The sequence below is a fragment of the Methyloversatilis thermotolerans genome (assembly GCF_000372885.1).
Classification (GTDB): Bacteria; Pseudomonadota; Gammaproteobacteria; order Burkholderiales; family Rhodocyclaceae; genus Methyloversatilis; species Methyloversatilis thermotolerans.
Genome location: NZ_KB889967.1, coordinates 3,095,384 through 3,121,013, shown reverse-complemented (window position 1 = coordinate 3,121,013; position 25,630 = coordinate 3,095,384). Strand labels below are relative to the sequence as shown.

Annotated in this window: 31 protein-coding genes; 28 read left to right on the top strand and 3 right to left on the bottom strand. The window is 67.8% G+C overall.

All coding sequences use genetic code 11. The annotated features are described in order from the left end of the window. Positions 1–23 precede the first annotated feature (23 nt). From A3Q7_RS0114160 to A3Q7_RS0114135, 6 genes are all read left to right on the top strand, one after another. Positions 24–1,100 carry a Fic family protein gene (locus A3Q7_RS0114160; RefSeq protein WP_018412555.1) on the top strand — a complete coding sequence of 359 codons (1,077 nt, stop codon included), beginning with the start codon at positions 24–26 and terminating at the stop codon, positions 1,098–1,100. 192 nt (positions 1,101–1,292) lie between these two features. Beyond that, positions 1,293–1,388: a RhuM family protein gene (gene rhuM / locus A3Q7_RS21195; RefSeq protein ID WP_232418083.1), complete on the top strand. Its 96-nt coding sequence runs from the start codon at positions 1,293–1,295 to the stop codon at positions 1,386–1,388. After that, positions 1,354–1,695 carry an AbrB/MazE/SpoVT family DNA-binding domain-containing protein gene (locus tag A3Q7_RS0114150; RefSeq protein ID WP_232417985.1) on the top strand — a complete coding sequence of 114 codons (342 nt, stop codon included), beginning with the start codon at positions 1,354–1,356 and terminating at the stop codon, positions 1,693–1,695. The genes rhuM and A3Q7_RS0114150 overlap by 35 nt, the downstream gene beginning before the upstream one ends. Beyond that, positions 1,692–2,093, top strand: a complete 402-nt coding sequence (locus tag A3Q7_RS0114145) for a PIN domain-containing protein (RefSeq protein WP_018412553.1) — start codon at positions 1,692–1,694, stop codon at positions 2,091–2,093. Before A3Q7_RS0114150 ends, A3Q7_RS0114145 begins: the two co-directional genes overlap by 4 nt. 69 nt (positions 2,094–2,162) lie before the next feature. Further along, positions 2,163–2,501, top strand: coding sequence for a zinc ribbon domain-containing protein YjdM (locus tag A3Q7_RS0114140; protein ID WP_018412552.1), 339 nt, complete (start codon positions 2,163–2,165; stop codon positions 2,499–2,501). A 202-nt stretch (positions 2,502–2,703) separates the two neighbouring features. Then, complete coding sequence (locus tag A3Q7_RS0114135; protein WP_018412551.1) at positions 2,704–4,194, top strand: acetamidase/formamidase family protein; 1,491 nt, start codon at positions 2,704–2,706, stop codon at positions 4,192–4,194. A 102-nt stretch (positions 4,195–4,296) separates the two neighbouring features. On the opposite strand, the gene A3Q7_RS0114130 is transcribed toward A3Q7_RS0114135, so the two are convergent. Next, positions 4,297–4,749 carry a nuclear transport factor 2 family protein gene (locus tag A3Q7_RS0114130; protein WP_018412550.1) on the bottom strand — a complete coding sequence of 151 codons (453 nt, stop codon included), beginning with the start codon at positions 4,747–4,749 and terminating at the stop codon, positions 4,297–4,299. A gap of 329 nt (positions 4,750–5,078) precedes the next feature. Here A3Q7_RS0114130 and A3Q7_RS0114125 point away from each other — a divergent pair, with 329 nt between their 5' ends. Both A3Q7_RS0114125 and A3Q7_RS0114120 read left to right on the top strand, forming a co-directional pair. Then, positions 5,079–5,939 (top strand): DMT family transporter, encoded by an 861-nt coding sequence (locus A3Q7_RS0114125; RefSeq protein WP_026224844.1) that lies wholly within the window; start codon positions 5,079–5,081, stop codon positions 5,937–5,939. 31 nt (positions 5,940–5,970) lie between these two features. Further along, the gene (locus A3Q7_RS0114120) at positions 5,971–6,753 is read left to right on the top strand and encodes a helix-turn-helix transcriptional regulator (RefSeq protein ID WP_018412548.1); all 783 of its coding nucleotides are present in this window, start codon (positions 5,971–5,973) and stop codon (positions 6,751–6,753) included. On the opposite strand, the gene A3Q7_RS0114115 is transcribed toward A3Q7_RS0114120, so the two are convergent. Then, positions 6,743–7,873: an aminotransferase class V-fold PLP-dependent enzyme gene (locus tag A3Q7_RS0114115; RefSeq protein ID WP_018412547.1), complete on the bottom strand. Its 1,131-nt coding sequence runs from the start codon at positions 7,871–7,873 to the stop codon at positions 6,743–6,745. The two genes, A3Q7_RS0114120 and A3Q7_RS0114115, sit on opposite strands and share 11 nt — an antisense overlap. 269 nt (positions 7,874–8,142) lie before the next feature. On the opposite strand from A3Q7_RS0114115, the gene hybE (A3Q7_RS0114110) reads away from it, so the two are divergent. Continuing rightward, positions 8,143–8,646, top strand: coding sequence for a [NiFe]-hydrogenase assembly chaperone HybE (hybE, locus tag A3Q7_RS0114110; RefSeq protein WP_018412546.1), 504 nt, complete (start codon positions 8,143–8,145; stop codon positions 8,644–8,646). A gap of 16 nt (positions 8,647–8,662) precedes the next feature. Here hybE (A3Q7_RS0114110) and A3Q7_RS19945 read toward each other — a convergent pair whose 3' ends face one another. Then, positions 8,663–9,916, bottom strand: coding sequence for a patatin-like phospholipase family protein (locus A3Q7_RS19945; protein WP_018412545.1), 1,254 nt, complete (start codon positions 9,914–9,916; stop codon positions 8,663–8,665). Positions 9,917–10,073: 157 nt separating this feature from the next. Here A3Q7_RS19945 and A3Q7_RS0114100 point away from each other — a divergent pair, with 157 nt between their 5' ends. The 19 genes from A3Q7_RS0114100 to hypE all read left to right on the top strand — a co-directional run bounded on the left by A3Q7_RS0114100 (position 10,074) and on the right by hypE (position 25,588). Continuing rightward, positions 10,074–11,465 (top strand): sensor histidine kinase, encoded by a 1,392-nt coding sequence (locus A3Q7_RS0114100; protein WP_026224842.1) that lies wholly within the window; start codon positions 10,074–10,076, stop codon positions 11,463–11,465. Between the two features lie 221 nt (positions 11,466–11,686). Next, complete coding sequence (locus A3Q7_RS0114095; RefSeq protein ID WP_018412543.1) at positions 11,687–12,769, top strand: hydrogenase small subunit; 1,083 nt, start codon at positions 11,687–11,689, stop codon at positions 12,767–12,769. Between the two features lie 69 nt (positions 12,770–12,838). Continuing rightward, positions 12,839–14,695 (top strand): nickel-dependent hydrogenase large subunit, encoded by a 1,857-nt coding sequence (locus A3Q7_RS0114090; protein WP_026224841.1) that lies wholly within the window; start codon positions 12,839–12,841, stop codon positions 14,693–14,695. A 55-nt stretch (positions 14,696–14,750) separates the two neighbouring features. Continuing rightward, a complete protein-coding gene (locus A3Q7_RS0114085) occupies positions 14,751–15,353 on the top strand; it encodes a HupE/UreJ family protein (RefSeq protein WP_026224840.1) in 603 nt (200 codons plus the stop codon). A 23-nt stretch (positions 15,354–15,376) separates the two neighbouring features. Then, positions 15,377–16,108 carry a Ni/Fe-hydrogenase, b-type cytochrome subunit gene (cybH, locus tag A3Q7_RS0114080; RefSeq protein WP_018412540.1) on the top strand — a complete coding sequence of 244 codons (732 nt, stop codon included), beginning with the start codon at positions 15,377–15,379 and terminating at the stop codon, positions 16,106–16,108. A 3-nt stretch (positions 16,109–16,111) separates the two neighbouring features. Next, the gene (locus A3Q7_RS0114075) at positions 16,112–16,453 is read left to right on the top strand and encodes a HigA family addiction module antitoxin (RefSeq protein WP_232417983.1); all 342 of its coding nucleotides are present in this window, start codon (positions 16,112–16,114) and stop codon (positions 16,451–16,453) included. Positions 16,454–16,474: 21 nt separating this feature from the next. Further along, complete coding sequence (locus tag A3Q7_RS0114070) at positions 16,475–17,176, top strand: HyaD/HybD family hydrogenase maturation endopeptidase (protein WP_018412538.1); 702 nt, start codon at positions 16,475–16,477, stop codon at positions 17,174–17,176. Positions 17,177–17,178: 2 nt separating this feature from the next. After that, complete coding sequence (locus A3Q7_RS0114065; RefSeq protein WP_018412537.1) at positions 17,179–17,505, top strand: HypC/HybG/HupF family hydrogenase formation chaperone; 327 nt, start codon at positions 17,179–17,181, stop codon at positions 17,503–17,505. Then, positions 17,502–17,984, top strand: coding sequence for a thioredoxin domain-containing protein (locus A3Q7_RS0114060; RefSeq protein WP_018412536.1), 483 nt, complete (start codon positions 17,502–17,504; stop codon positions 17,982–17,984). The genes A3Q7_RS0114065 and A3Q7_RS0114060 overlap by 4 nt, the downstream gene beginning before the upstream one ends. 19 nt (positions 17,985–18,003) lie before the next feature. Beyond that, positions 18,004–18,867, top strand: coding sequence for a hydrogenase expression/formation C-terminal domain-containing protein (locus A3Q7_RS0114055; RefSeq protein ID WP_026224838.1), 864 nt, complete (start codon positions 18,004–18,006; stop codon positions 18,865–18,867). Between the two features lie 31 nt (positions 18,868–18,898). Further along, positions 18,899–19,126, top strand: coding sequence for a rubredoxin (locus A3Q7_RS0114050; RefSeq protein ID WP_018412534.1), 228 nt, complete (start codon positions 18,899–18,901; stop codon positions 19,124–19,126). After that, on the top strand, positions 19,123–19,659 hold the full coding sequence (gene hybE, locus A3Q7_RS0114045) for a [NiFe]-hydrogenase assembly chaperone HybE (protein WP_018412533.1): 537 nt from the start codon (positions 19,123–19,125) through the stop codon (positions 19,657–19,659). Before A3Q7_RS0114050 ends, hybE (A3Q7_RS0114045) begins: the two co-directional genes overlap by 4 nt. Continuing rightward, a complete protein-coding gene (locus A3Q7_RS19940; RefSeq protein ID WP_018412532.1) occupies positions 19,656–20,735 on the top strand; it encodes a hypothetical protein in 1,080 nt (359 codons plus the stop codon). Before hybE (A3Q7_RS0114045) ends, A3Q7_RS19940 begins: the two co-directional genes overlap by 4 nt. Next, a complete protein-coding gene (gene hypA / locus A3Q7_RS0114035; RefSeq protein WP_018412531.1) occupies positions 20,728–21,072 on the top strand; it encodes a hydrogenase maturation nickel metallochaperone HypA in 345 nt (114 codons plus the stop codon). Before A3Q7_RS19940 ends, hypA begins: the two co-directional genes overlap by 8 nt. A 62-nt stretch (positions 21,073–21,134) precedes the next feature. Then, a complete protein-coding gene (hypB, locus tag A3Q7_RS0114030) occupies positions 21,135–21,992 on the top strand; it encodes a hydrogenase nickel incorporation protein HypB (protein WP_018412530.1) in 858 nt (285 codons plus the stop codon). Beyond that, positions 21,989–23,149 carry a Kae1-like domain-containing protein gene (locus A3Q7_RS19935; protein ID WP_198289174.1) on the top strand — a complete coding sequence of 387 codons (1,161 nt, stop codon included), beginning with the start codon at positions 21,989–21,991 and terminating at the stop codon, positions 23,147–23,149. Before hypB ends, A3Q7_RS19935 begins: the two co-directional genes overlap by 4 nt. Continuing rightward, entirely contained in the window at positions 23,140–23,376 is a 237-nt protein-coding gene (locus tag A3Q7_RS0114020; protein ID WP_026224837.1) for a HypC/HybG/HupF family hydrogenase formation chaperone, read from the top strand. The genes A3Q7_RS19935 and A3Q7_RS0114020 overlap by 10 nt, the downstream gene beginning before the upstream one ends. Then, positions 23,373–24,515: a hydrogenase formation protein HypD gene (hypD, locus tag A3Q7_RS0114015; protein WP_018412527.1), complete on the top strand. Its 1,143-nt coding sequence runs from the start codon at positions 23,373–23,375 to the stop codon at positions 24,513–24,515. The genes A3Q7_RS0114020 and hypD overlap by 4 nt, the downstream gene beginning before the upstream one ends. Further along, on the top strand, positions 24,512–25,588 hold the full coding sequence (hypE, locus tag A3Q7_RS0114010; RefSeq protein ID WP_018412526.1) for a hydrogenase expression/formation protein HypE: 1,077 nt from the start codon (positions 24,512–24,514) through the stop codon (positions 25,586–25,588). The genes hypD and hypE overlap by 4 nt, the downstream gene beginning before the upstream one ends. Positions 25,589–25,630: the final 42 nt, after the last annotated feature.

Genomic DNA, 25,630 nt, shown 5'->3' with positions numbered 1-25,630 from the left:
TGTCCTCACACAAGAGTCACTGAATGCCGTTCGATCGCGCGCAGCCCTACAACGATCTACCCCTCCTTCCGCCGTCGGTCGAACTGGAAACCAAGGCAGTACTGAAGCAGGCGATCAGCGCAAATCGTGTGCTGGCCAACCTGCGCGGTCTGGCGGCACAGATCCCGAACCAAGGCATGCTGATCAGCAGCATTGCGTTGCAGGAAGCCCGTCTTTCGTCCGAGATCGAGAACATCGTCACCACCAACGATGAGCTGTATCGGGCCGATGCCGATCCCGAAGGCAAGAGCGATCCGCACACGAAGGAAGTGCTGCGCTACCGCGAAGCGCTTTATCACGGCTTTCAGGCGCTGAAGGCACGGCCGCTGACGACCAATCTGTTCATCGAAATCGTCCGCTTGATCAAGCAGACGGAACTGGACATCCGGGCGATTCCGGGTACTGCGCTGAAGAACGACGCCGGCCAGGTGATCTATACCCCGCCGGTCGGCGAGGCCGTCATCCGCGACAAGCTGGGCAATCTCGAACAGTTCATCCATGCCGAGGACGGCATCGATCCGCTGGTGAAGATGGCGGTGATGCATTACCAGTTCGAGGCCATCCATCCGTTTCCGGATGGCAATGGCCGTACCGGGCGCATCATCAACCTGCTCTATCTGGTCGAGAAGGGGCTGCTCGACATCCCGGTCCTGTTCCTGTCGCGCTACATCATCGCCAACCGCGCTGCCTACTACGAAGGTTTGCGCCGCGTCACCGAGTCGCAGGACTGGGAGAACTGGATTCTGTTCATGCTGCGCGCCATCGAATCGACGGCGCAGCAGACCCATGACCAGGTGCAGCGGATCCGTGCCCTGATGGAAAGCGTGCGCGCACGGGTGCAGACCGAAGCGCCGGCGATCTACAGCAAGGATCTGATCGAGGTCATTTTCCGGCACCCGTACACCAAGATCCAGTTCGTCGTCGACGCAAGCATCGCCAAGCGGCAGACCGCCTCGACTTACCTGCAGACGCTTGCCGGGCTGGGCATCCTGCGCGAGCAGAAGCATGGCCGTGAGAAGTACTACATCAACGAAGCCCTGTTCAACGAACTGGCCAGTTGAGCGCGGGACGCGTCGACGCGATCGACACGTCCGGAAAACGTGTCGATTTTCAGCGGACTTTTAAACACGAACTTCGCATGTGTCGATTCGCTCGACAGGTTTCAGTGCATTCTGAGCCAGGACGGAGAGTTGGACCCCGCAGCAACTGTCAAGGAATCCTTGACAACTGCGGCCGACGGAAAGCGGAATGGGATGCAGCGCTACGACCCCGATGCCATCCTCGCCGTCGGCTACCGGGTCCGCTCACCCCGCGGTGTGCAGTTCCGCCGCTGGGCATTCTGCCTTTGATCGACGCTTCCTCTTCGCCTATGATTCCTTACCTCAAGTAAGGAAACCGGAGGCCGGGGTGACCACATCGACACTGACGAGCAAGGGCCAGATCACTGTGCCGCTGGCTGTTCGTACCGCGCTCGGTCTGCAGACTGGCGACAAGGTGGATTTCGTCGCCGATGGTGCAGGCTTCCGGATCGTTCCGCTGCGCAATGACATTCGCAATCTGAAAGGTCGCTTCGCCGGCCGCACAGATGTGCCGATATCGATCGACGACATGAATGCGGCCATCGCCGATGCTGCAGCGGGCGTTGGCGAAAAATGATCGCGCTCGCCACCTGCGTACTGGTGCGCTACCTGGCGCAGGACGACGCTCAGCAATCCGCGCTCGCCACCCGTCTGATCGAACAGGAAGTGAGCGAAACGTCGCCAGCCTTCGTATCGCTCGTTGTGCTGGTCGAAACCTGCTGGGTGATGCAGCGCCTGTACAAGGCGTCGAAGCGTGAAATCTGCGAGCTGGTGCGCGATCTGCTCGATTCGCGCCAGTTGCAGATCGATCAGCGCGCCACCGTGAACCAGGCGCTGGCCGCGATCGAGGCGGAACCGTCCATCGACTTCCCGGACGCGCTCATCGTGGCGAGCGCACGCGCCGCCGGTTGCGAGCGCATCGTGAGCTTCGATCGCGGCGCGCAGCGGGCAGGCATGGAACTGCTCGCAACGTGATCGCCGGCCAGCGCTACACGGCGGCCTCCTCTTCCAACCTTTCCATCCCTTTTTTCCCCGAGGACACTCGTGAGCACCCTTCCCCCCTGCCCGCAATGCAATTCCGGATTCACTTACCACGATGGCGCCCAGCTCGTCTGTCCTGAATGCGGCCACGAATGGCATCCGGACGCGACCGCCGCTGGCGACGAACAGCGCGTGTGGAAGGACGCACATGGCAATGTGCTGCAGGACGGCGACACCGTCACGCTGATCAAGGATCTGAAGGTGAAGGGCAGTTCGTCGGTACTGAAGGTGGGTACCAAGGTGAAGAACATCCGCCTGGTCGAGGGCGACCATGACATCGATTGCCGCATCGACGGCTTCGGTTCCATGCAGCTCAAGTCGGAATTCGTGAAGAAGGTCTGACCGGCCTCGAGCCGTGCGTCCAGGGCCAGGGCATGGCGCGCCAACCGGCCGTGCTTCGCGCCGCCGCAGTGCGCCCGCACCTTCAAGGGGCACGCTCCTTGTCTGCGAACCATTGATCTGAAAGGACTTTTCAACTGGCACGAATGCTGCGCGGGGTGGGCACCCCTTCCGTCCCATCCAATCCACGATAGGAGCGCATCACATGGCTGGTTGTACCCATCCCGCACATCAGCACTGCAGTTTCTGTGACGCCAAGGGCCGTCTGACCGTACAGGTCGATGGCAACGGAGACCCGCACCTCGACGACCCGGCACCCCGGGATCCGGCGCGGCGCGGGTTGTTGAAGGGCTCACTTGCGGCGGCGGCGGGGCTTGGCACGCTCAGTGCCGGACTGGTGGGCAGTTCGGTGGCGCGGGCGGCGGATGGCACGCTGCAGAAGCGCAGTCATTACTTCATCCCGGCGAGCGCCGACACGGTGCACTGGGGCTATTTCTCGAAATCGCTGAAGCCGCAGGTCGAGATCAATTCCGGTGACTTCGTCACGATAGAAACGCTCACCCACCATGCCGGCGACGACTTCGATCGCATGATCAAGGGCGATCCGGGCGCCGAGAGCGTGTTCCACTGGGACAAGAAGAAAAAGGGCGTGAACCGTCGTGGTGCCGGGCCGATGGATGCCAGCCTGTTCGGCCGCGGTGCGGGCGAAGGCCTGGGCGTGCACATCTGCACCGGCCCGGTCTATGTGAAGGGGGCGGAGGAAGGCGATGTGCTCGAGGTGCGCATCGTCGATGTCACGCCGCGTCCGAGCGCCAATCCGCAGTACAAGGGCAAGAGCTTCGGCGTGAATGCGGCGGCGTGGTGGGGTTTCCACTACAAGGACCTCATCACCGAACCGAAGGAGCGCGAGGTCATCACCATTTACGAGATCGACGCGCAGATCGACAAGAACTGGGCGCAGGCGGTGTACAACTTCCAGTGGATGCCGCAGACCGACCCCTTCGGCGTGGTGCACAAGACCATCGACTATCCCGGCGTCGTGGTCGATCACAGCACGGTGAAGGAAAACCATGGCGTACTGAAGAACATCCGCGTGCCGGTGCGCCCGCATTTCGGCGTGGCGGGCGTGGCGCCGAAGGAAGCGGACATGGTGGACTCGATTCCGCCCAGCTATACCGGCGGCAATATCGACAACTGGCGCATCGGCAAGGGCGCCACCATGTACTACCCGGTCGCGGTGAAGGGCGCGCTGTTCTCGGTGGGCGATCCGCATGCCGCCCAGGGCGATTCGGAACTGTGCGGTACGGCCATCGAATGTTCGCTCACCGGCACCTTCCAGTTCATCCTGCACAAGAAGGCCGACCTCGCCGGCACCTCGCTCGCCAGGCTGCAGTACCCGCTGCTGGAAACGCAGGACGAATGGGTGATCCACGGCTTCAGTTTCGCCAACTATCTGGCCGAGCTGGGCGAGAAGGCACAGAGCGACATCTACTCGAAATCTTCGGTGGATCTCGCGCTGCGCGATGCTTTCCGCAAGAGCCGCGCCTTCCTGATGGACACCCAGGGCCTGACCGAGGATGAAGCCATTTCCTTGCTGTCGGTCGGCGTGGACTTCGCGGTCACCCAGGTGGTCGACGGCAACTGGGGCGTGCATGCCGTGATCAAGAAGGCCCTGTTCTCCGGCGGCAGCCTGTAGCAACCCGGCCGAGGCTCCGTTCGAGGCTGTAATCGCGGGCAAGCCCGCTCCCACCAAACCCCGGCTCCGATGCCGGTCCGGCCGAGCTGTTGTGGGAGCGGCTCAGAACATGGTGTTGTCGTTGTGCGACTTCGCCGGCACCGGCTGGTCTACGTCCCAGTGCTCGACCAGCCAGCCGTTCTCGACGCGGAAGATGTCCACCAGCGCCGAGCCGCGGTCCTTAGGATCGTCCGGGTCGTTACGGCAGTGGCTGTGGATCGCCACCAGATCGCCTTCGGCAATCACGCGCTTGATGTCGCAACGGTATTTCGAGATCGATATGTAGTGCGCGACGCCGTCGATGAATTCCTCGCGGCCGTCGCCCGCGCCCGGACTGTGCTGGATGTAGCGCTCGGGCGAAATGTACTTCTTTGCCGCCTCCACCGGCTTGCGCTGCACGAAAGCCAGGTCGAAGAAAGCGACCGCGATGTCCCTGGGCGAACGCGTGTCCGCCATGATCGACATGCTCAGCAATGCGCCGGCCAGTGCCACCGCGCTCGGCAGGAAAGTCTTCACATCGGGCCTCCGTGAGGTGCGAAGCCGCGATGATAAGAGGCATCGCGGCCGGCGGCGCGGGTGGCGCTCCCGTCCGCATGCACAGGCCCCACATCGTCCCGCTCCTCGCGCAAGGGGCGATCGCGGTGCACGATGCGATCCATGTCCTCGGCCACGCTGTCTCGCCGGCGCAGAGCCGGCCGTCGGTCGTGCCGCATGCCGGATCGATCGCAGGGCGCCCTGACATCATCGACTCGGGAGCACAGTTTCCGGCGATTGCAGTTTTCGACAAGACAGCCGCGCGGCGGACCCGGCAGACTGCGCGCCTTGTCTGTCGCGACCTGTCCGTCATGCTGTCCATGCTCGCTCCGGCGCTGTTCGTGCTCGTCTGGTCCACCGGCTTTGTCGTCGCGCGGGCCATAGATGGCGTCGCCGATCCCAACCTTTTCCTGCTGGCCCGCTTCGTCGCCACCACCGCGCTGTTTGCCGCGATCGCGCGCGCCACCGGCGCGCCGTGGCCGGCGCGCGCACAGTGGCCGCTGCATCTGCTGGCGGGCGCGCTGCTGCAGGGCGCGTACATGGGTGGCGGCTACTGGGCGGTCGCCCATGGATTGTCGCCTGCGGTGATGGCGCTGCTCGCCACGCTGCAGCCGGTGCTGACCGCGCTGGCGGCACGCCGGCTGTTCGGCGAGCGCGTGGCGCCGCGTTTCTGGCCCGGCGTGCTGGCCGGCGTGGCCGGTGTCGCACTGGTACTGGCGCCGCGTCTGGCCGCGGCGGGGCCGCAGGCGCTGTCGCCGCTGGTGGTGGCGGTGGCGCTGCTGTCGGTGTCGGCCATCACCGCGGGCACGCTGATCCAGAAGACATCTCTCGCAGCGGCCGATCTGTTCGCGGCGTCGTCGGTACAGAACGCGGGCGGTGCCCTGGTGTGCGCGCTGGCGGCCGCGCTGCTGGGCGAATCCCTGTGGGTGCCCGGCATCGCGCTGTGGGGCGCGCTCGCCTGGGCGGTGTTCGGCCTGTCGGCGGTGGGCAGCACCCTGCTGGTGTGGATGGTGCGCCGCGGGTCGGCCGCGCGGGTGACCGTGCTGGTGCTGCTGGCCCCCCCGCTGGCGGCGCTGCAGGCCGCCCTGCTGTTCGGCGAAAGCCTGGATGCGGTGCAGATGGCGGGCTTCGCGCTCACGCTGGTCGGCGTGCTACTGTGCCGGCGTCGCTGAGCATACGGCCAACATCGTCAGCCGCACCGCCATGCATACCGCCGATCCCAACGTCGATACCCGCTGTTACGAGGCCGAACCGGCCGGGCATGCGCATGACTTCCATCAGGTCGTGCTGGGTGGCGAAGGCGGGACCGAACTCGAGGTCGAGGGCCATCTGCACCGGGTGGATGCGGGCGCCGGCCTGCTCATTCCGGCCGGCACCCGTCACGATTACCGCGGCCTGGGCGAGAACCGGCAGCTCGTGGTCGACCTGCCGGCGGATTCCGTCGCGCTGCCCGCCGCACTGTTCGAGCGCACCGCAGGCTTCGTGATCGACGAGCGCCTGCGTACCCGGGTCCGCCCCTTGCTGGGTGTGCAGGGCCGGCGGGTGTCGCGACCTGCGCACTGGATGCTGGCCGCGCGTTTCGCCGACGATCTGGCACAACGGCTGCAGGACGGCTCGCCGGCGCGGGATGCGCGGCCCGGCGACGCACGGCGCTTTCCGGTCGCGCGCATCGATGCCTGGCTGCGCGCCCATGTCGGCGAACTGCCGACGCTGCCGGCGCTGGCGGCCCGTTTCGGCTATGGCCCCCGCCGCTTCCACGACCTGTTCGCGGAAGCGTTCGGCTGTCCGCCGCACCGCTACCTCACGCGTCTTCGGCTGGATGCCGCGCTCACGCTGATGGCCGAGGGCGGCCATGCGCTGAGCGATGTCGCGGCCGCCACCGGTTTCGCCGACCAGAGCGCCTTCACGCGGCGCTTCGCGCAGCGCTTCGGCGTTTCGCCCGGCCGCTGGCCGAAGGCCGGCGCGCTCGAGTGCGTCAGCCGCTGATGCGGTCCAGCGCGTCCTTGAAGCTGGCCACCGTGCGCTCGACGTTCTGCAGCTTGTCCAGGCCGAACAGGCCGATGCGGAAGGTGCGGAAATCGGCCGGTTCGTCGCACTGCAGCGGCACGCCGGCAGCGATCTGCAGGCCCTGTGCGGCGAACTTCCTGCCGGACTGGATATCCGGGTCGCTGGTATAGCTCACCACCACGCACGGCGCCTGGAAGCCTTCCGCCGCCACGCTGGCGAAGCCGCGGGCTTCGAGCAGCGCGCGGATCCGGCGGCCCATTTCGATCTGGTTGGCTTTCACCTTGTCGAAACCGAAGCGCTCGGTTTCCAGCATGACCTGGTGCAACTGGACCAGGCCGTCGGTGGGCAGCGTGGCGTGATAGGCGTGGCCGCCGCTCTCGTACGCTTCCATGATCTGCAGCCACTTCTTCAGATCGGCCGCGTAGCTGGTGCTGGTCGTTGCGTCGATGCGCGCGCGGGCGCGTTCGCCCAGCATGACCAGGCCGGCGCACGGCGAACCGCTCCAGCCCTTCTGCGGCGCGCTCACCACGATGTCGATGCCGAGCGCGGCCATGTCCACCCACAGCGTGCCAGCGGCGATCGCGTCCACCACGAACAGGCCGTCGACCTCGCGCACCGCGGCGGCGATCTGCTTCAGGTAGTCGTCCGGCAACAGCATGCCGGCCGAGGTTTCCACCTGCGGCGCGAACACCACGGCGGGTCTGTGTTCGAGGATGGCGGCCACCGCCTCCTGCACCGGCACCGGCGCGAACGGCTTCTGCGATCCGGCTTCGGTCTGGCGCGCCTTCAGCACGATCTGCTCGGACGGGATGCGGCCCATGTCGAAGATCTGCGTCCAGCGATAGCTGAACCAGCCGTTGCGCAGCACCATCACCTTGCGGTCGGTGGCGAACTGGCGTGCCACCGCTTCCATGCCGAAGGTGCCGCTGCCCGGAACGACCACCGCGGAGCGGGCGTTGTAGACCTGCTTCAGGACGCGGGAAATGTCCTTCATGACGCCCTGGAAGGCGACGGACATGTGGTTCAGCGCCCGGTCGGTGTAGACGACCGAGTACTCGAGCAGACCTTGCGGGTCGACATGGGGAAGCAGGCTGGGCACGGTGAATCTCCGTCAATCGAAAGGGCCGGTCGCACGACCGGCCGGAACGCCGGTCCGCGCGGCCGTTCGTGGCGGCCGCCAGCGCCGGCGGGCTGGGGTCCGGAGCGGCCTTTCGCCGTCCGGAGGGCGAGCATTCTAATCCACCGCCGCAGCGTGTCGACATGACGGAATTCCGTCATGGCTTCGCACCTGCCGCACCGGTTCCGCCGCCCGGGCCGACTTGACCGACAATGGCGATCTGCCTCCGCCCTCCGCCCTCCGCACTCACGATGACCGACCCCGCGCTGCCCGACCCCATGGTGGATTACCGCCTGTCCGCGCTCGAAGCCGTATTCCGGCGGCAGGCGGAGGGTGCGCGCAGCACGTTGCCACCCTGCAATGAGGCGCTCGATGTGGAGCGGGTCGATTTCCTCGCCCTGCCCGCCGGCCCGCAGCCGGAGCGGCTGGAAGGCGCGCTGGTCACGCCCTGGTCCATCCTGCTGGTGCGTCTGCCGCTGGTGCGCGAGGACGCGGCATGGCGCGTGGGCGAGGCGCGCTGGCTCACGCTGGGTCACGAGCGCTTCGAATTCGTCGCCGCGCACGATGCCATGCTGGGCACTTTCGACGTGCACACGCTGTTTTCGCCGCTGCACGATTTCGCCAGCCAGGCGCTGGCGGTGGCGGCGGCGCGCGCCGTGCTCGAGCGTGCCCGCCGCGCGCCGCCGGCCGTGGAGGACGGGACGGGCCTGTCCAGCCCGTCGCGCCGGGGCTTCCTGTTCGGTCGCCGCGGCTGATCGCGCGCCGCGCCGGTCAGCCCCCGGCTGCGGCCAGCGTGCGACGCAGATTCTTGTAGCCTTCCCAGTCGAAGCCCGTGCTCTTGCCCGGCTCGCCGCACAGGAAGGTTTCCGCGGTTTTCACGCCGGCCACGAAAAGCTGCAGCTTCTCGTCGTCCGCCATTTCGAAGTTCAGCCAGTTGTGGCTGTCCTCCACATCGATATTGGCCACAAGCTGCCGGTAATCCGGATTGCTCACGATGAAGTCGTAATCCAGCGTGTGGCGGGCGGAATCGAATATCGCGCCTATCAGTGCCGCTGGCTTCGTCACGTCGCGCGCGCGCCGGTCGAAGCCGATCTTGGCGCCGAAGGTGGGCGCGTGCGGCACCCGGTTCTTCACGTGGAAGGTGTTGATCGGGAAGTTGGACATGATGCCGCCATCCATGAACATCGCCTTCTTCGGCAGCGGGTGGGTATAGCTCGCCAGTTCTTCCCAGCGCTTGCGCGATTCCTCGCCCTGCGGCACATCGACCGTGAAGGGATGGAAGAAGAAGGGAATGGACATCGATGCGCGCGCCAGCCGGGCCGGATTCACCTTGGCCGGGTCCGTCCAGTACAGCGGCGCCATGCGCGGGAAGTCCACCTTGGTTTCGGTGGAAATGTCGGCGGCGATGATGACCAGGCGGCCGCACTCGCGGTCGCCCCTGAAGGCGGCATCGTCGAGCCGGTGCTTCAGTCCGGGCGGCACCTGCTGCAATACCGCCTCCAGGTCGCCCAGCGTGCGCACGCCCTGCTTGGCCAGCACGTCCGACAGCCAGTTTTCGAACTTGCGGCCCGGGTGCAGGCCGAGGTCCTCCTTCAGGTTGTCGATGCATTGCGCGGCCTTGAACAGCAGCTTGGCCGGACCGGACTTCGCCAGCATGGCCTGGGTGAAGTCGCGCGCGTCGCCGTCGCCGTCGATGAAGGACGCCATCGGCATGGCGGCCAGGATGTCGACCGCGCGTTCCGCCTTGGCCTGGTCGGCACGGCCGAGCGCGGCGAGGATGAGCGCAACGATGGAGCCGGCCGACGTGCCGCCTATGCCGAGCAGACGTATGCCGGCCTGTTCCAGCGCATAGACATAGCCGAGCAGCGAAATGCCGAGTACGCCGCCGCCTTCCATGACGAAATCGACATACTGCCGGCCCTCCGCGTCCACGATGTCGGACCAGGCGCGGCCGCGCGAACATTCGGCGATGCGCTTCACGGCGTCGCGCACCTGTGGGTCCTGCGTGAACAGATTGCCCATCATGCGTCCTCCTCCACACGGTGAAGGCGCGAGTGTAGGCCCGGGATCCGGGACTGCACGCGGTTAACCGCATTGGATGAGGGGCATTCCCGGCTGCGCGGCAACGGTGCGCGCCGACGTGCTACCGTACCGCGATCACCGAATGACCCACCGTGCCGCCATGTCCGACGCACGCAAGGAAGCCGGTATCGCGCCGGACCATCCGCTCACCGCCCGCAGCGCCATCGACGGCGTGGACGAAGCCACCTGGCTGGATGTGATCCAGCGCATGGACGAGGTGTATTCGCAGCTCGTCAGCGACGAAATCGCGCTGGAACAGAAGAACGTCGAGCTGGAAGAGTCGCAGCAGTTCATCTTCAGCATCATGTCGGCGATGTCCGATGTGCTGCTGGTGTGCAACGAAGGCGGCGAGATCGAGGAAACCAATGCCGCGCTGTGCGAGCTGGTCGGCCGCAGCGACGACCAGTTGCACGGCATGCCGGTATTCGCGCTGCTGGCCGACGCCGACAGCGTCGAGCGCATGAAGCGCTTCCTGGCCGATGCGCAGGCATCGCGCCGCGGCCAGGCGAGCGAACTGAACCTGGTCGATGCCGAAGGCCGGCCGGTACCGGTGGATGCCAACCTGACGCCGCGTTTCGCGCGCAACGGGCGGCGCGCCGGCACCGTGGTGGTCGGCCGGCCCACGGCCGAACTGAAGCGCGCCTATCACGAACTGCGCGAGGCGCATGAGGCGCTGAAACGGGCGCAGCAGCAGCTCCTGCACTCGGAAAAGATGGCCTCGCTCGGGCGTCTGGTGGCCGGCGTGGCGCACGAGCTGAACAACCCGATCAGCTTCGTGCTCGGCAATGTGCATGCGCTGAAGAAGTACGGCGAACGCATGGGCCGCTACATCGACGCGGTGCATGCCGGGGTGTCCGGGGAAGCGCTGGCCGATCTGCGCGAGCGCCTGCGCATCGAACATGCGCTGGCCGACCTGCCGTCGCTGATCGAAGGCACGGTGGAGGGCGCACAGCGCACCGCCGACATCGTCAATGGCCTGAAGCGCTTTTCGGCGATGGATACCGGCAGCCGCGAGGCGGTGGATCTGAATGCGGTGATCGACCGTGCGCTGCACTGGACCGGCAAGGGCCGCGCGATACCGGTGGAACTGCACTGGCAGCCGGGCGAGGCCTGCATCGTGCAGGGCAGCGCCGGCCAGTTGCAGCAGGTGGTGATGAACCTGCTGCAGAACGCCTGCGATGCGGCCGGCACCGCCGGTGACGCGGCGGGCGGCACGGCGCGTCTGCACATCGCCTGCGCGGTGGAGGGCGACCGCGTGCGCATGACCTTGCGCGACAACGGCCCGGGCATTCCGGAACAGTATCTGTCCCGCATCTTCGAACCCTTCTTCACCACCAAGCCGGTCGGCAAGGGCACCGGGCTCGGGCTGTCCATCAGCTATGGCATCGTCGAACAGCATGGCGGCCGGCTGTCCGCGCGCAACCATCCCGAAGGCGGCGCCGAATTCACGCTCGATCTGCCGCGGTCAACCGACAGCCCGGCGTCCACCTGAGCGTCATCTCTGGCAGCGCAGTGACCGGCGCAGCCGCGTCAGGCAAACAGGCGTTCGTGACGGACTGCATAACTTTCGCACGCCGGAACAAAGACTTGATCTGAATCAAGCGCCTGCTGCGCCGCCATAAAGGCGGCTGGCCCGCTCCTTGTTAGTCCTCTCCACCGCCCGGTCACCGCCGGGGACCGCCGACAACAAGAAGCCGCAGAGAGGAGAGCAGGATGGAAACCTTCTACGAGGTGATGCGTCGCCAGGGCATCTCGCGCCGCAGTTTCCTCAAGTACTGTTCATTGACCGCCACCTCGCTCGGGCTCGGTCCGGCCTTCGTGCCGCAGATCGCGCACGCGATGGAAACCAAGCCGCGCACGCCGGTGCTGTGGCTGCACGGTCTGGAATGCACCTGCTGTTCCGAGTCCTTCATACGCTCGGCCCATCCGCTGGCCAAGGATGTGGTGCTGTCCATGATTTCGCTCGATTACGACGACACGCTGATGGCCGCCGCCGGCCACCAGGCGGAAGCCATCCTCGAGGAGATCATGACCAAGTACAAGGGCAACTACATCCTGGCGGTCGAGGGCAACCCGCCGCTGAACCAGGATGGCATGAGCTGCATCATCGGCGGCAAGCCCTTCATCGACCAGCTCACCCATGTGGCCAAGGATGCCAAGGCCATCATTTCCTGGGGGTCCTGTGCGAGCTGGGGCTGCGTGCAGGCGGCCAAGCCCAACCCGACCCAGGCCACGCCGGTGCACAAGGTGATCTTCGACAAGCCCATCATCAAGGTGCCGGGCTGTCCGCCCATCGCCGAGGTGATGACCGGCGTCATCACCTACATGCTCACCTTCGACCGCATCCCCGAACTGGATCGCCAGGGGCGGCCCAAGATGTTCTACAGCCAGCGCATCCACGACAAGTGCTACCGCCGCCCGCATTTCGACGCTGGCCAGTTCGTCGAAGCGTGGGACGACGATTCGGCGCGTCGCGGCTACTGTCTGTACAAGGTCGGCTGCAAGGGCCCGACCACCTACAACGCCTGTTCCACCGTGCGCTGGAATGAAGGCACCAGCTTCCCGATCCAGGCCGGCCACGGCTGCATCGGCTGTTCCGAGGACGGCTTCTGGGACAAGGGTTCGTTCTACGACCGCCTGACCGACATCCACGCCTTCGGCATCGAAGCGAATGCCGACCAGGTCGGCGCCACCGCCGCCGGTGTGGTCGGCGCGGCAGTCGCCGCGCACGCCGCGGTATCGGCGATCAAGCGCGCGTCGGTCAAGCAGGACGCCACCTCCACCACAGAACAGTAAGTGCCGGCCGTGCCGCGTCCGCCGTGAGGGCGGCGCGGACCGTCCCGCCGCCAGACAAGGAACACGAAGATGGGTGCATACGAAACTCAGGGCTTCAAGATGGACGACTCCGGCCGGCGCATCGTCGTCGATCCGGTCACCCGCATCGAAGGCCACATGCGATGCGAAGTGAATGTCGATGAGAACAACGTGATCCGCAACGCGGTGTCCACCGGCACCATGTGGCGCGGCCTGGAAGTCATCCTGAAGGGTCGCGACCCGCGCGACGCCTGGGCCTTCGTCGAGCGCATCTGCGGCGTCTGTACCGGCTGTCATGCGCTCACGTCGGTGCGCGCGGTGGAGGATGCGCTGGGCATCAAGATCCCGCTGAACGCCCACCTGATCCGCGAAATGATGGCCAAGACGCTGCAGGTGCACGATCACGTGGTGCATTTCTACCACCTGCATGCGCTGGACTGGGTGGACGTGGTGTCCGCGCTCAAGGCCGATCCGAAGCAGACCAGCGAACTGCAGCATCTGGTGTCGCCGTCGCATCCGCTGTCCTCGCCCGGCTATTTCCGCGACATCCAGAACCGCCTGAAGAAGTTCGTCGAAAGCGGCCAGCTCGGTCCGTTCATGAACGGCTACTGGGGCAGCAAGGCCTATGTGCTGCCGCCGGAAGCCAATCTGATGGCGGTCACCCACTATCTCGAAGCGCTCGACCTGCAGAAGGAGTGGGTCAAGGTGCACACCATCTTCGGCGGCAAGAACCCGCACCCGAACTATCTGGTCGGCGGTGTGCCGTGCGCGATCAACCTCGACGGCACCGGCGCCGCCGGCGCGCCGATCAACATGGAGCGGCTGAACTTCGTCGAGGCGCGCATCAAGGAAATGATCGAGTTCAACAACAAGGTCTACATCCCGGATGTGCTGGCCATCGGCACGATCTACAAGCAGGCGGGCTGGCTGTACGGCGGCGGCCTGTCGGCGACCAATGTGGCCGACTACGGCACCTACGAGAAGGTGCCGTACGATCACGCCACCCAGCAGCTTCCGGGCGGCGTCATCCTCAATGGCAACTGGGACGAAATCCACGAAATCGACCCGCGCGATCCGGAACAGGTGCAGGAATTCGTCGCGCACAGTTGGTACAAGTACGCCGACGAAAGCAAGGGCCTGCACCCGTGGGATGGCGTGACCGAGCCGAATTTCGAGCTGGGCGCGGGAACCAAGGGCACGCGCACGAACATCGAGGAAATCGACGAAAGCGCGAAATACTCGTGGATCAAGTCGCCGCGCTGGCGCGGTCACGCGGTTGAGGTCGGCCCGCTGTCGCGCTACATCCTCGGCTATGCGCACGCCAGCAAGGGCAACAAGTGGTGCCAGCGCGTGAAGGAACAGATCGACGGCGCCGCGATCGCGATCAACAGCGCCATCCCGAAGGCGCTGGGCCTGCCGGAAACCGCGTTCACCGCGAAGCAGCTGTTGCCCACCACCATAGGCCGCACGCTGGCGCGCGCGCTGGAAAGCCAGTACGCAGGCGAAATGATGTATGACGACTTCAAGCAGCTCGTCGGCAACATCAAGGCGGGCGACACCAGCACCGCCAATGTCGAGAAATGGGATCCCAGCACCTGGCCGAAGGAGGCCAAGGGCGTGGGCACGGTGGCCGCGCCGCGCGGCATGCTGGGCCACTGGATACGCATCAAGGACGGCCGCATCGAGAACTACCAGTGCGTGGTCCCCACCACCTGGAACGGCAGTCCGCGTGACACCAAGGGCCAGATCGGCGCCTTCGAGGCCAGCCTGATGAACACGCCCATGGTGAATCCGGAACAGCCGGTGGAAATCTTGCGCACCCTGCATTCCTTCGATCCCTGCCTCGCCTGCTCCACCCATGTCATGAGCGAGGACGGACGCGAACTGACCACCGTGAAGGTGCGCTGAACGCCCCGGCGCCATCGTCACCGGACCCACCCGACAAGAACACGAAGGAGGAAACATGAACATGTCCCCGATCCGCCGTGCTGCCTTCGCCACCGTGTTGCTCGCGGCGGCGGGCGTGGCCCAGGCGCATGAGGCGGCCGTCGCGCACAGCCATGTCGGCGGCTTCGCTGCCGGCTTCACGCACCCGCTCTCCGGCCTCGACCACCTGCTCGCCATGCTGGCGGTCGGTCTGTGGTCGGCCGCCGCGCTGCCGCCATCGCGCCGGCTGGTCGCGCCAACGCTGTTCATGCTCACCCTGTTCGCCGGTGCGCTGCTGGGCCTGTCCTTCGGCGCCGTACCGTTGACCGAGACGGGTGCCGCGCTGAGCGTGGCCCTGTTCGGCCTGCTGCTCGCCGGTCGCGCGCGTCTGCCGCAGGCGGCCGGACTGGGTGTCACTGCGGTCGCCGGCCTGCTGCATGGCGTGGCGCACGGCGCCGAGTGGGTGCCCGGCGCATCCTTCCTCGCCTATGTCGCCGGCTTCATGGCCGCCTCGGCGCTGCTGCACGGCGCCGGTCTGTCGCTGGGCGCACACCTCGCCACCCGCGGCGGCTGGCTGTGGCGGGCGCAGGCGGCGCTGTTCGCGGCCGCCGGTCTGTTCATGCTCGCCACGCGCGTCTGATCGCAGTCACCGGGAGAACCGCCATGTCAGCCAGTACCTCGGAAAAGCTGTCGCACGCCACCGGCATCGATGAAGGTGCGGTCGCGCACGGCCGCTCGATCAAGTCGGTCTATGTCTATGAAGCGCCGGTGCGCGCCTGGCACTGGATCAATGCGCTGGCCATCACGGTGCTGGCCATCACCGGCTATTTCATCGGCTCGCCGCTGCCGACCCAGCCGGGCGAGGCCAGTGCCAACTACCTGATGGGCTACATCCGCTTCGCGCATTTCAGTGCCGGCTATGTGCTGGCGGTCGGCTTGATCGGTCGTGCCTACTGGGCGCTCGCCGGCAACCACCACGCGCGCGAGCTGTTCTCGGTGCCGGTATTCACCCGTGCCTACTGGGTCGAGGTGCTGGGCATGCTCAAGTGGTACGCCTTCATCAGTCCGCGTCCGGGCCGCTATGTCGGCCACAACCCGCTGGCGCGCTTCGCCATGTTCTTCGGCTTCCTGCTCATCACCCTGTTCATGATCGTCACCGGCTTCGCGCTGTACGGCGAGGGCGCACAGATGGGATCGTGGCAGGAGCGGCTGTTCGGCTGGGTGATCCCGCTGTTCGGCCAGTCGCAGGATGTGCACACCTGGCATCACCTCGGCATGTGGGCGCTGGTCGTGTTCGTCATCCTGCATGTCTATGCGGCGATACGCGAAGACATCATGGGCCGCTCCAGCGTGGTGAGCACCATGATTTCCGGTCACCGCACCTTCAAGGACTGAACCGTGTCCTCCTCACGCCCCGGACCGCTGCGTCGTCCGCACCTGCCAGCCGGCATTCCGGTGCGGGCGCCGTGGCATCCGGGGCGCTTTCTCCAGCGCAACTTCCTGTCGCCGCTGGGCCTGACGCAGAGCGAAGCCGCGCGCGCGCTCGGCATGTCGCGCCGGCGCCTGCATGAAATCGTGCACGGCCAGCGCGCGCTGACACCCGACACCGCCATACGCTGCGCACTGCTTTTCGGCACCGATACCGCCCTGCTGCTCGCCATGCAGTCGGCCTGGGACAGCTTCCATGCGTGGAAGACCCTGCGCGCCGAACCCGCCGCCCTGCCGCGCGCGGCTCACTGACCGTTACGGAGTCATCACACCATGCGCATCCATCCGTCCGGAATCGCCTGTCACCCCGGTGGTGACAGCATCGTCGTGCTCGGCATCGGCAATGTGCTGTGGGCCGACGAAGGCTTCGGTGTGCGCTGTGTCGAAGCGCTGCAGCAAGGCTGGGAGTTGGGCGCCGAAGGGACCTCGGCGGGCGACGCCATCGATTCCGCGGCAGGAGGACCCGACGTGCAGCTCATCGACGGCGGCACGCAGGGGCTCTACCTGGTGCAGCACGTGCAGGCAGCCGACCGCCTGCTCATTTTCGACGCCATCGACTACGGCCTGGCGCCGGGCAGCCTGCGCTGCATCGTCGACGACGAGGTGCCGCGCTTCATGGGTGCGAAGAAGATGAGCCTGCACCAGACCGGCTTCCAGGAGGTGCTCATGCTGGCCCAGCTCACCGGCCGCTATCCGCGCGAGGTGCTGCTGATCGGCTGTCAGCCCGCGGTGCTCGAGGATTACGGCGGCAGCCTCAGCGCACCGGTGCGCCAGGCGATGGACGAGGCGCTGCGTCTGGGCCTCGCCGCGCTGGCGCGCTGGGGCGCCCGGCCGCGCGTACGGCGCACCCCGCTGACCGAGCGCGAGCGCATCACCTTTGCCGAACTGGATCTGGCGCGCTACGAGGCGGACCGTCCGCCGGCGGACGCCGCCTGCCGCCACGGCGACGAGCGCTTCATGCCGGGCGGGCGCTGACCATGTGCCTGGGCATTCCGATGCAGGTGACCGCAATCGACCCGGGCCACGCCTGGTGCGACGGCCGGCTCGGCCGGCAGCGGGTGCGTACCGCGCTGGTGGGCGAGGTCGCCGTCGGCGACTGGCTGCTGGTCTTCCTCGACAGCGCGCAGTCGCGCATCGGCGCCGAACGCGCGCGCGAGATCGAGGCGACGCTGGATCTGGTCGAGTCCGCCATGCGCGGTTCGGGCGGCGAGGGCGATGCATCGTTCGCGCTGCCGTCGGCCATGGATATGGATTTTCTGCGGTCGCTGTCCGGCGGCCGCTCTCATGGAAAGGAGCAGGCATGAGTTCCGAGCTGCAACAGACGGGCGCCACGTTGCCACTGCAGGTGGGGGCACCGGTGGCGATACCGCCGCTGGTGGACCGCCTGGTGAGCGCGCATGGCGCGCAGTGGCTGGACAGTGACGATGTGGCCGCGTGGGCGGCCGAAGGCGGCGACCGCATCATTTTCCTGGTTGGCGATCCGGTGCGTTTTCCCGAGGCACTGGACGTGGCGGTGGTGCTGCCGGAGCTGCTGGCCCGCTTTCCGCAACGCTTCCGCGTCGGCGTGGCGCGGCGCGAACACGAGGACGCGATCGCCCGCCGCTACGGTTCCATCCGCTGGCCGGCACTGGTATTCGTGCGCGATGGCGGATATGTCACGACGCTGTCCGGCATGCTGGACTGGGAGGTGTTCGTCGAGCGCGTGGCCAGCGCGCTGGACATGCCCACCTCGCGCGCACCGATCGCGCTGCGCAACGGCAATGCCGACGCATCCTGTCACTGAACCCGGCGGAGACCCCGACATGAAACCATTCCCGATTCCCGTCGCGATGATCGGTCCGGGCAGCCAGGTCGAGGAGGACACGCTGCAATATCTGCAGATGCCTGGCGGCATGGACACCTACCGACCGCCGGTGCTGCCCGAGCCGGAACAGCTCGCCGGTCACGACGGCGCGGTCGCCGCGTTGCGAGCGGTACAGGCGGCGCTCGAGCGGTGTCGCGACGACGGCGTGAGTCGACGCATCGATCTGGCCGGGCTCGCGCCGGCCGACCTGCAGCTCATCAACCAGGTGATGGGCGAGGGTGAGGTGAGCGCCCAGGTGCGCAGCGATGACGGCGGCGTGCGCGTGGCGGTGCAGGAATCCGTGTTCGCAGGCGTGTGGCGGGTGGTGACGCGCGATGGCGACCGCGTGGTCGCCGACGCCATCGAGGTCGGCGCCATTCCGGAGGCGCTGCGCCGCGCGCCGGCCGAGGACCTGTGGCGCGAGCTGCCGCGCTGGCAGGGCGCGCTGCCGCCCAATGTGCAGAATGCGCCAGCGGTGCTGGCCGAGATCGAGGATCACTGGCGCGGCTGGAACGCCGGTATGCCGGCGCAGGTGGTCAATCTGACGCTGCTGCCGATGTCGGTCGAGGACATCGGCTTCCTCGATCATCACCTGGGCACCGGCCGCGTGCTCATCCTGTCGCGCGGCTACGGCAACTGCCGCATCACCAGCACGCGCGTGCCCAATACCTGGCGCGTCGTGTATTACAACTCGCAGGACGTGGTCATCCTGAACACGGTGGAAGTGAGCGCGCTGCCGGATGTCGCGCTGGCCGCGCGGGAAGACCTCGAGGACTCGCACGAGCGTCTGGCCGAGGTGCTGGATTGGGTCGCCCGTTCATGACCGGCGTGCCGCACCTGCCGGAGCCCGCGCGATGAGCGCTCCGGCGACCCGTTTCGAAGGCAGCTATCTGGGCGACGCCGCCCGGCTGCCGGCGGATGCGCGGCTGGAATGCAAGATCTGCTGGTGGGTGTACGACCCGGCCGAGGGTGACCCGGTATGGCAGATTCCACCCGGCACCGCCTTCGCCGACCTGCCGCCGCACTGGCGCTGCCCGCAGTGCGATGGCGACGCCGAACAGTTCATGGTGATCGAGCCGTGAGCGACAACGGCGCCCTGCTGGCCGCGCGCGTGGACCTGCTCGCCGCCACCTTCCGTGACATCGCGCGCGAGCGCATGCACGGGCTGCCCATGGTGAATCCGGCGCTGCAGGTCGAGGCCATCGGCTTCATCGTCGATGAAGGCGTGGCTGACGAGCCGCCGGTGGCCGCCGGCGTGCTGCTGACGCCCTGGTTCATGAGCCTGCTGCGTCTGCCTCTGGTGCGCGTGGACGACCTGTCCGGCATCGGCCTCTGCCGTCGTGTCGCCTTCGGATGCGAGCATTTCGATTTCATCGGCAGCCACAAGCCCGCTTTGGGCCGCTTCGAAAGCTGTTCGCTGTTCTCGCCGGTATTCGAATTCGCGGACCTCATCGCCGCGCGGGCGACCGCGCTTGCCGTACTCGATGCCTTGCGCGGCGTGCCGCCGGAGGCGAGCGCAGCACCCGCGGCACCGGTGCAGCCGGGGCGTCGGGGCTTCCTGTTCGGTCGCGCCGCCGGCGCCATGTCCGGTGACGGCAGGAGCGCACGCCGATGACGCCGGCCGTCGATGCGCTGGCCGGTGCGCTGCACGTCCGCCTGCGCGCCGACGGTCGGCACACACTGTCGTGCGACCGTCCCGACATCGCGGCGCGACTGGCGCGCGGCCGCGGAGCGGACCTGCTGCCGTCGCTGCTGTCGGCGGTATTCAATCTGTGCGGTCATGCCCATCGCAATTGCGCCGCGATGGCGGTCGCAGCGGCGCGGGGCCGCGAGCCGGCCGTGATCGGCGCGCAGGCGAATGACACGCTGCGCGATCATCTGCACCGGGTGCTGCTCGACTGGCCCGCGCTGTCCGGCGATGCCGGCCACGCCGAGGTGGGCCATGCGCTCGCCACCTGTCCGCTGCTGGCGGCGCGCGAGCCCGGGCAGGCGGCGCACTGGCTGCATCATGTCCTGCTCGGGGCCGAGCCGACGCGCTGGCTGGACGACTGGCGGCGCGATCCGGCTGTCGCCCTCAAGAACTGGCAAGACGGTTCGCGCGGCTGGCTGGCGGCATGGCTGAACCGGCATGCCGAGCTGATCGAACGGCCGCTGGAACTTGCCCCGCCCTTGCGCATCGCCGACATCGACTGGTCCGACATGGCGCAGGCCATGCGGACGCAGGCGGATTTCACGCGCCGCCCGCAGTGGCGGGGCGACTGCGCCGAAACCGGCTGCTGGACGCGCGACGGCCTCGCGCCCTTGCCACCAACCGCGGTCGCCCGCATCGGTGCGCGCATCGCCGAACTGGTGGCGCTGGCGCTGGGCGAGCCCGTGCGGCTGAGTGCCGGCGCGCGCGCGCTGGGGCCGGGCGAGGGCATCGCGTGGATGGATACCGCGCGAGGTCTGCTGGTTCATCATGTGGTCCTGGACCGTCCGGGCGAACATGCGCGGGTGGACGCCTGCCACGTGCTGGCGCCGACCGAATGGAATGCGCATCCCGACGGTTCGCTGGCGCGTGCCATCGCGAACGTCGATGCGGCGGCGCCGGATGCGGTCCGCCGGGTATCGGTGCTTGCCGCCGCCTGGGACCCGTGCGTGAAACTGGATATCGAGTGCCCGGACATGAGCGAGAACACGGACCATGCATGAAGCCAGCCTCGCCGGCGGCGTGCTGCGACTGGTCGAGCAGACCGCGCAGCGCGAACGCTTCAGCCGCGTTGCCCGGCTGCGGCTGGAAGCGGGTGCGCTCGCCGGTGTCGAGGTGCGTGCGCTGCGTTTCGCGCTGGAAGCCATCGCACCCGGCACCGTGCTCGAGGGCGCGGTCATCGATATCGACCAGCCGCCGGGCCAGGCCTGGTGCATGGATTGCAGCATGACGGTGGCCATGGCGCAGCGCGGCGACGCCTGTCCGCACTGCGGCGGCTACCGCCTGCAGCCGACCGGCGGCACCGAGCTCCGGGTGGTCGATCTCATGGTCAATGATTGAAGCGGGAGGAGGACGCGATGTGCGTGGTATGCGGATGCGCCGGTGACGGCGGCGGAGTGACGATGGACGGGGCGGGACATGCGCATGCGCCGAATCCGTATTCGCCGGCGGCGCGACGGCCGGCGCGTACCAGGGCGGCATCCGCGGTCGCGGTGGATGCGGCGACCGGCGACCTGCACTTCGGCGCCGGCGCGGCGCGCGTGTCGGTGCCCGGCATGAGCCAGACGCGCGCGATCCGGCTGGAGACCGACATCCTCGGCGAGAACGATCGCATCGCCGCGCGCAACCGCGCGAGCTTCGCGGCGCAGGGCGTGACCGCGCTCAATTTCGTATCCAGCCCGGGGTCCGGCAAGACCACGCTGCTGTGCGCCACGATAGACGCGCTGAAGGCCCATGCGCCGCAGTTGCCGGTGGCGGTGATCGAGGGCGACCAGCAGACCGCCTTCGACGCCGAACGCATACGCGCCACCGGCGCCCCGGCGATACAGGTGAATACCGGCAAGGGCTGCCATCTCGACGCGCCCATGGTGGGCGAGGCCTTCGCCCGGCTGCACGGCTTCGCGCATGCGGCCCCGCGCAGCCTGCTGTTCATCGAGAACGTGGGCAATCTGGTGTGCCCGGCCATGTGGGATCTGGGCGAGCAGGCCAAGGTCGCGGTGCTGTCGGTGACCGAGGGCGAGGACAAGCCGCTCAAGTATCCGGACATGTTCGCCGCGTCCGCCCTCATGCTGCTGAACAAGGTCGATCTGCTGCCCCATCTGCGCTTCGACGTCGAGCGCTGCATCGAACTGGCGCGCCGCGTGAATCCGGCGATATCGGTCATCCGGCTGTCCGCGGTCACCGGCGAAGGCATGGCGGAATGGCTGGCCTGGCTGGATGGCCGGCTGTCGGCGACGGCGCAGCGCGGAGCCGCGGCATGAACACCGGGCTGCCCGCGGTGCTCGCCTGTGGCGCCTGGCTGAAGAACGCGGCCTGCCTGCTCGAGCAGGGCGAGCCGCACTGGTCGCCGGTGCATGGCGACCTCGGCGATCCCGCCGCGTGCGCGGCGCTGGATCGCTCGCTCGATGCGCTGCGGGCCGGGGCGCGCACGGGCATCGCCGCAGTCGCCCACGACCTGCATCCGGATTTCTACAGCACGCAGCGCGCGCACGCGCTGGCGGCGCATCTGGGCGTGCCGGCCATCGGCGTGCAGCACCACCACGCGCACATTGCCGCCGTGATGGCCGAGCACGGCATCGCCGGGCCGGTGATCGGTCTGGCGCTCGACGGCGTCGGCCTGGGCAGCGATGGCGGCGCCTGGGGCGGCGAACTGCTGTGGGTGGCGCCGCAGGGCTGGCGCCGTCTGGGCAGCCTGTGGCCCTTGCGCCTGGCCGGCGGCGACATCGCCGCGCGCGAGCCGTGGCGCATGGCCGCCGCGGCATTGCATGCGCTGGGCCGGAACGACGAGATCGAAAGCCGCTTCGCGCCCGTGGTCGGTGCGCAGGCGGCGCGCGTGGTTGGCCGCATGCTCGAGGGCGGTCTGAACAGCCCGGCCACCAGCAGCACCGGCCGCTGGTTCGACGCGGCGGCCGGTGCGCTCGGTCTCAGCGTGCGGCAGTCGCACGAAGCCGAAGCGGCGATCGCGCTGGAACAGGCGGCCACGCGCTGGCGCGGCGGCGAGGTGTCGACCGACGGGCTGTTCGCACTGGGCGCCGATGGCCGGCTGGATCTGCGACCGGCGCTGGCCGCGCTGCTCGACCGACGCTTTCCCGCGGTCGAACAGGCGGCGGCGGCGTTTCATGCCGCGCTGGCCGACGGGCTCGCACAGTGGGCGCTCTCCGCCGCACGCGCGCACGGCTGCGATACCGTGTGCCTGGGCGGCGGCTGTTTCATGAATGCGCTGCTGAGCGCGCGCGTCGCGCGCGTCCTGCAGCAGGGCGGACTGCGCGTGCTGCGCCCGCAGGCCGCATCCTGTGGCGATGCCGGGCTGGCGCTCGGACAGGCATGGGCGGTGGCGCAGCAACTGCACGCGGGACACTGCACCACGCCGGATCACACCGGACCGCACCATATCGAGGAGATGCGCGCATGTGCCTAGCGATACCCGCCCGCGTGGTCGAACTGCGCGACGACGAACAGGCCCTGGTCGAGCTGGGAGGCCTGCGCAAGGCCATATCGGTCGAACTGGTGCCGGAAGCCCGCGTCGGCGACTACGTCATCGTGCATGTCGGACACGCGATCGGCATGGTCGATCCCGACGAGGCCGAACGCACGCTGGCGCTGTTCGGCGAAATGGCCGAAGCGGTGAAGGGAGCCACGCCATGAAATACATCGACGAATTCCGCGACGGCGACATCGCGCGACGCATCGCCGAACGCCTGCAGGCCGAGGTCGACCCGTCGCGCCAGTACGGCTTCATGGAGTTCTGCGGCGGCCACACGCACGCGATCTCGCGCTATGGCGTGAACGATCTGCTGCCCGCGAACGTGCGCATGATCCACGGTCCGGGCTGTCCGGTATGCGTGCTGCCCATCGGCCGCATCGACATGGCGATACGGCTGGCGCTGGATCATGGCGCCATCGTGTGCACCTATGGCGATACGCTGCGCGTGCCGGCGTCCGGCGGCCTGTCGCTGATGCGCGCGAAGGCGCGCGGTGGCGACATCCGCATGGTGTATTCGGCGGCCGATGCGCTTACCGTGGCGCGCGACAATCCGCAGCGCGAAGTCGTGTTCTTCGCCATCGGCTTCGAAACGACCACACCGCCGACCGCGCTGGCCATCCTGCGCGCGCAGCGCGAAGGTCTGAACAATTTCAGCGTGCTGTGCTGTCATGTGCTGACGCCCGCCGCCATCACCCACATTCTCGAGTCGCCGGAAGTGAGCCGCTACGGCACGGTGCCGCTCGATGGCTTCGTCGGGCCGGCGCATGTGAGCATCGTCATCGGCTCGGCGCCCTATGAGCCCTTTGCCGCGGCCTATCGCAAGCCGGTGGTGATTGCCGGCTTCGAACCGCTGGACGTGATGCAGGCGGTGCTCATGCTGGTGCGCCAGGTGAATGAAGGCCGCGCCGAGGTGGAGAACGAATTCACCCGCGCGGTCGACCGCCAGGGCAATGCCGGCGCGCAGCACAAGATGGCGCAGGTGTTCGCCATGCGGCCCGCGTTCGAATGGCGCGGCCTGGGCGAGGTGCCGCACAGCGCGCTGTGCATGCGGCCGGAGTTCGCGCAGTTCGACGCCGAGCGTCGCTTCGACATCGGCTACAGCGCGGTGGCCGACAACAAGGCCTGCGAATGCGGCGCCATCCTGCGCGGCGTCAAGAAGCCGACCGACTGCAGGATTTTCGGCACCGTCTGCACGCCGGAAAACCCGGTCGGCTCCTGCATGGTGTCGAGCGAAGGGGCGTGCGCGGCACACTATGCGTACGGCAGATTCAAGGATATTCCGGTCAGGGCAAGCGCATGAACGCGAGAGACGACAGCAAGGGCGGCACGGTGCGTGCCGGCTATGTCCGGCCGCTGGACATCCGCAACGGGCGCATCGACATGAGCCATGGCGCAGGCGGGCGCGCCGCCGCACAACTGGTGGACGAAATCTTTCTCGCCGCCTTCGACAATCCCTGGCTGCGCCAGGGCGACGACGGTGCGGCGCTCGTCATGCCGGCCGGCCACACCCTGGTCATGGCGACCGACGCCCATGTCATTTCGCCGCTGTTCTTTCCCGGTGGCGACATCGGCTGTCTGTCGGTGCATGGCACGGTGAACGATGTGGCGATGATGGGTGCCGTGCCGCTCTGGCTGTCGGCCAGCTTCATCCTGGAAGAGGGCTTTTCGCTGGCCGATCTGCAGCGCATCGTGCAGTCGATGGCGGCGGCGGCGCGCGAAGCCGGCGTGGCGGTGGTGACCGGCGATACCAAGGTGGTCGAGAAGGGCAAGGGTGACGGGGTGTTCATCAGTACCACCGGCGTCGGCGCGGTGCCGCCCGGGGTGCGTGTGTCGGGGGCGCAGGCGCGGCCGGGCGATGTCATCCTGCTGTCCGGTCCGGTCGGCGACCACGGCGTGGCGGTGCTGTCGCAGCGCGAATCACTGGAATTCGAAACCACCATCGTGTCCGACACCGCAGCGCTCAACGGTCTGGTCGCCGCCATGCTGGAGGTCTGTCCCGGTGTGCGCGCACTGCGCGACCCGACACGCGGCGGCTTGGCCACCACGCTGAACGAGATCGCGCGCCAGTCCGGTGTCGGCATGCTGATCGACGAGGCGGCGATACCGGTGCGCCCGGAGGTCGACGCCGCCTGTGAACTGCTCGGGCTGGATCCGCTGTATGTCGCCAACGAAGGCAAGCTGGTTGCCATCGTGCCCGCCGCCGCCGCCGACGCGGTGCTGGCCGCCATGCGCGCGCATCCGCGCGGCCGCGAGGCCGTGCGCATCGGCGTGGTGCAGGAAGACCCGCATCGCTTCGTGCAGATGGCGACCCGCTTCGGCGGCCGGCGCGTGGTCGACTGGCTGGCCGGCGAGCAGTTGCCGCGCATCTGCTGAGCGGCATGTCGGGCGTACAATCCGCCGTGTCGCGCCGATTCC

Bases quoted from the DNA above. Each gene is read 5' to 3' on its own strand.
- A3Q7_RS0114020 (WP_026224837.1), top strand. From the start codon at position 23,140: ATGTGCCTAGCGATACCCGCCCGCGTGGTCGAACTGCGCGACGACGAA.
- A3Q7_RS0114090 (WP_026224841.1), top strand. From the start codon at position 12,839: ATGGGTGCATACGAAACTCAGGGCTTCAAGATGGACGACTCCGGCCGG.
- hypA (WP_018412531.1), top strand. From the start codon at position 20,728: ATGCATGAAGCCAGCCTCGCCGGCGGCGTGCTGCGACTGGTCGAGCAG.
- A3Q7_RS0114135 (WP_018412551.1), top strand. From the start codon at position 2,704: ATGGCTGGTTGTACCCATCCCGCACATCAGCACTGCAGTTTCTGTGAC.
- A3Q7_RS0114050 (WP_018412534.1), top strand. From the start codon at position 18,899: ATGAGCGCTCCGGCGACCCGTTTCGAAGGCAGCTATCTGGGCGACGCC.
- A3Q7_RS0114160 (WP_018412555.1), top strand. From the start codon at position 24: ATGCCGTTCGATCGCGCGCAGCCCTACAACGATCTACCCCTCCTTCCG.
- A3Q7_RS0114060 (WP_018412536.1), top strand. From the start codon at position 17,502: ATGAGTTCCGAGCTGCAACAGACGGGCGCCACGTTGCCACTGCAGGTG.
- A3Q7_RS19935 (WP_198289174.1), top strand. From the start codon at position 21,989: ATGAACACCGGGCTGCCCGCGGTGCTCGCCTGTGGCGCCTGGCTGAAG.
- rhuM (WP_232418083.1), top strand. From the start codon at position 1,293: ATGCAGCGCTACGACCCCGATGCCATCCTCGCCGTCGGCTACCGGGTC.
- hybE (WP_018412546.1), top strand. From the start codon at position 8,143: ATGACCGACCCCGCGCTGCCCGACCCCATGGTGGATTACCGCCTGTCC.
- A3Q7_RS0114100 (WP_026224842.1), top strand. From the start codon at position 10,074: ATGTCCGACGCACGCAAGGAAGCCGGTATCGCGCCGGACCATCCGCTC.
- A3Q7_RS0114120 (WP_018412548.1), top strand. From the start codon at position 5,971: ATGCATACCGCCGATCCCAACGTCGATACCCGCTGTTACGAGGCCGAA.
- A3Q7_RS0114065 (WP_018412537.1), top strand. From the start codon at position 17,179: ATGTGCCTGGGCATTCCGATGCAGGTGACCGCAATCGACCCGGGCCAC.
- A3Q7_RS0114055 (WP_026224838.1), top strand. From the start codon at position 18,004: ATGAAACCATTCCCGATTCCCGTCGCGATGATCGGTCCGGGCAGCCAG.
- hypE (WP_018412526.1), top strand. From the start codon at position 24,512: ATGAACGCGAGAGACGACAGCAAGGGCGGCACGGTGCGTGCCGGCTAT.
- hypB (WP_018412530.1), top strand. From the start codon at position 21,135: ATGGACGGGGCGGGACATGCGCATGCGCCGAATCCGTATTCGCCGGCG.
- hypD (WP_018412527.1), top strand. From the start codon at position 23,373: ATGAAATACATCGACGAATTCCGCGACGGCGACATCGCGCGACGCATC.
- A3Q7_RS0114095 (WP_018412543.1), top strand. From the start codon at position 11,687: ATGGAAACCTTCTACGAGGTGATGCGTCGCCAGGGCATCTCGCGCCGC.
- A3Q7_RS0114085 (WP_026224840.1), top strand. From the start codon at position 14,751: ATGAACATGTCCCCGATCCGCCGTGCTGCCTTCGCCACCGTGTTGCTC.
- A3Q7_RS0114145 (WP_018412553.1), top strand. From the start codon at position 1,692: ATGATCGCGCTCGCCACCTGCGTACTGGTGCGCTACCTGGCGCAGGAC.
- A3Q7_RS0114070 (WP_018412538.1), top strand. From the start codon at position 16,475: ATGCGCATCCATCCGTCCGGAATCGCCTGTCACCCCGGTGGTGACAGC.
- A3Q7_RS19945 (WP_018412545.1), bottom strand. From the start codon at position 9,916: ATGATGGGCAATCTGTTCACGCAGGACCCACAGGTGCGCGACGCCGTG.
- A3Q7_RS19940 (WP_018412532.1), top strand. From the start codon at position 19,656: ATGACGCCGGCCGTCGATGCGCTGGCCGGTGCGCTGCACGTCCGCCTG.
- cybH (WP_018412540.1), top strand. From the start codon at position 15,377: ATGTCAGCCAGTACCTCGGAAAAGCTGTCGCACGCCACCGGCATCGAT.
- A3Q7_RS0114125 (WP_026224844.1), top strand. From the start codon at position 5,079: ATGCTGTCCATGCTCGCTCCGGCGCTGTTCGTGCTCGTCTGGTCCACC.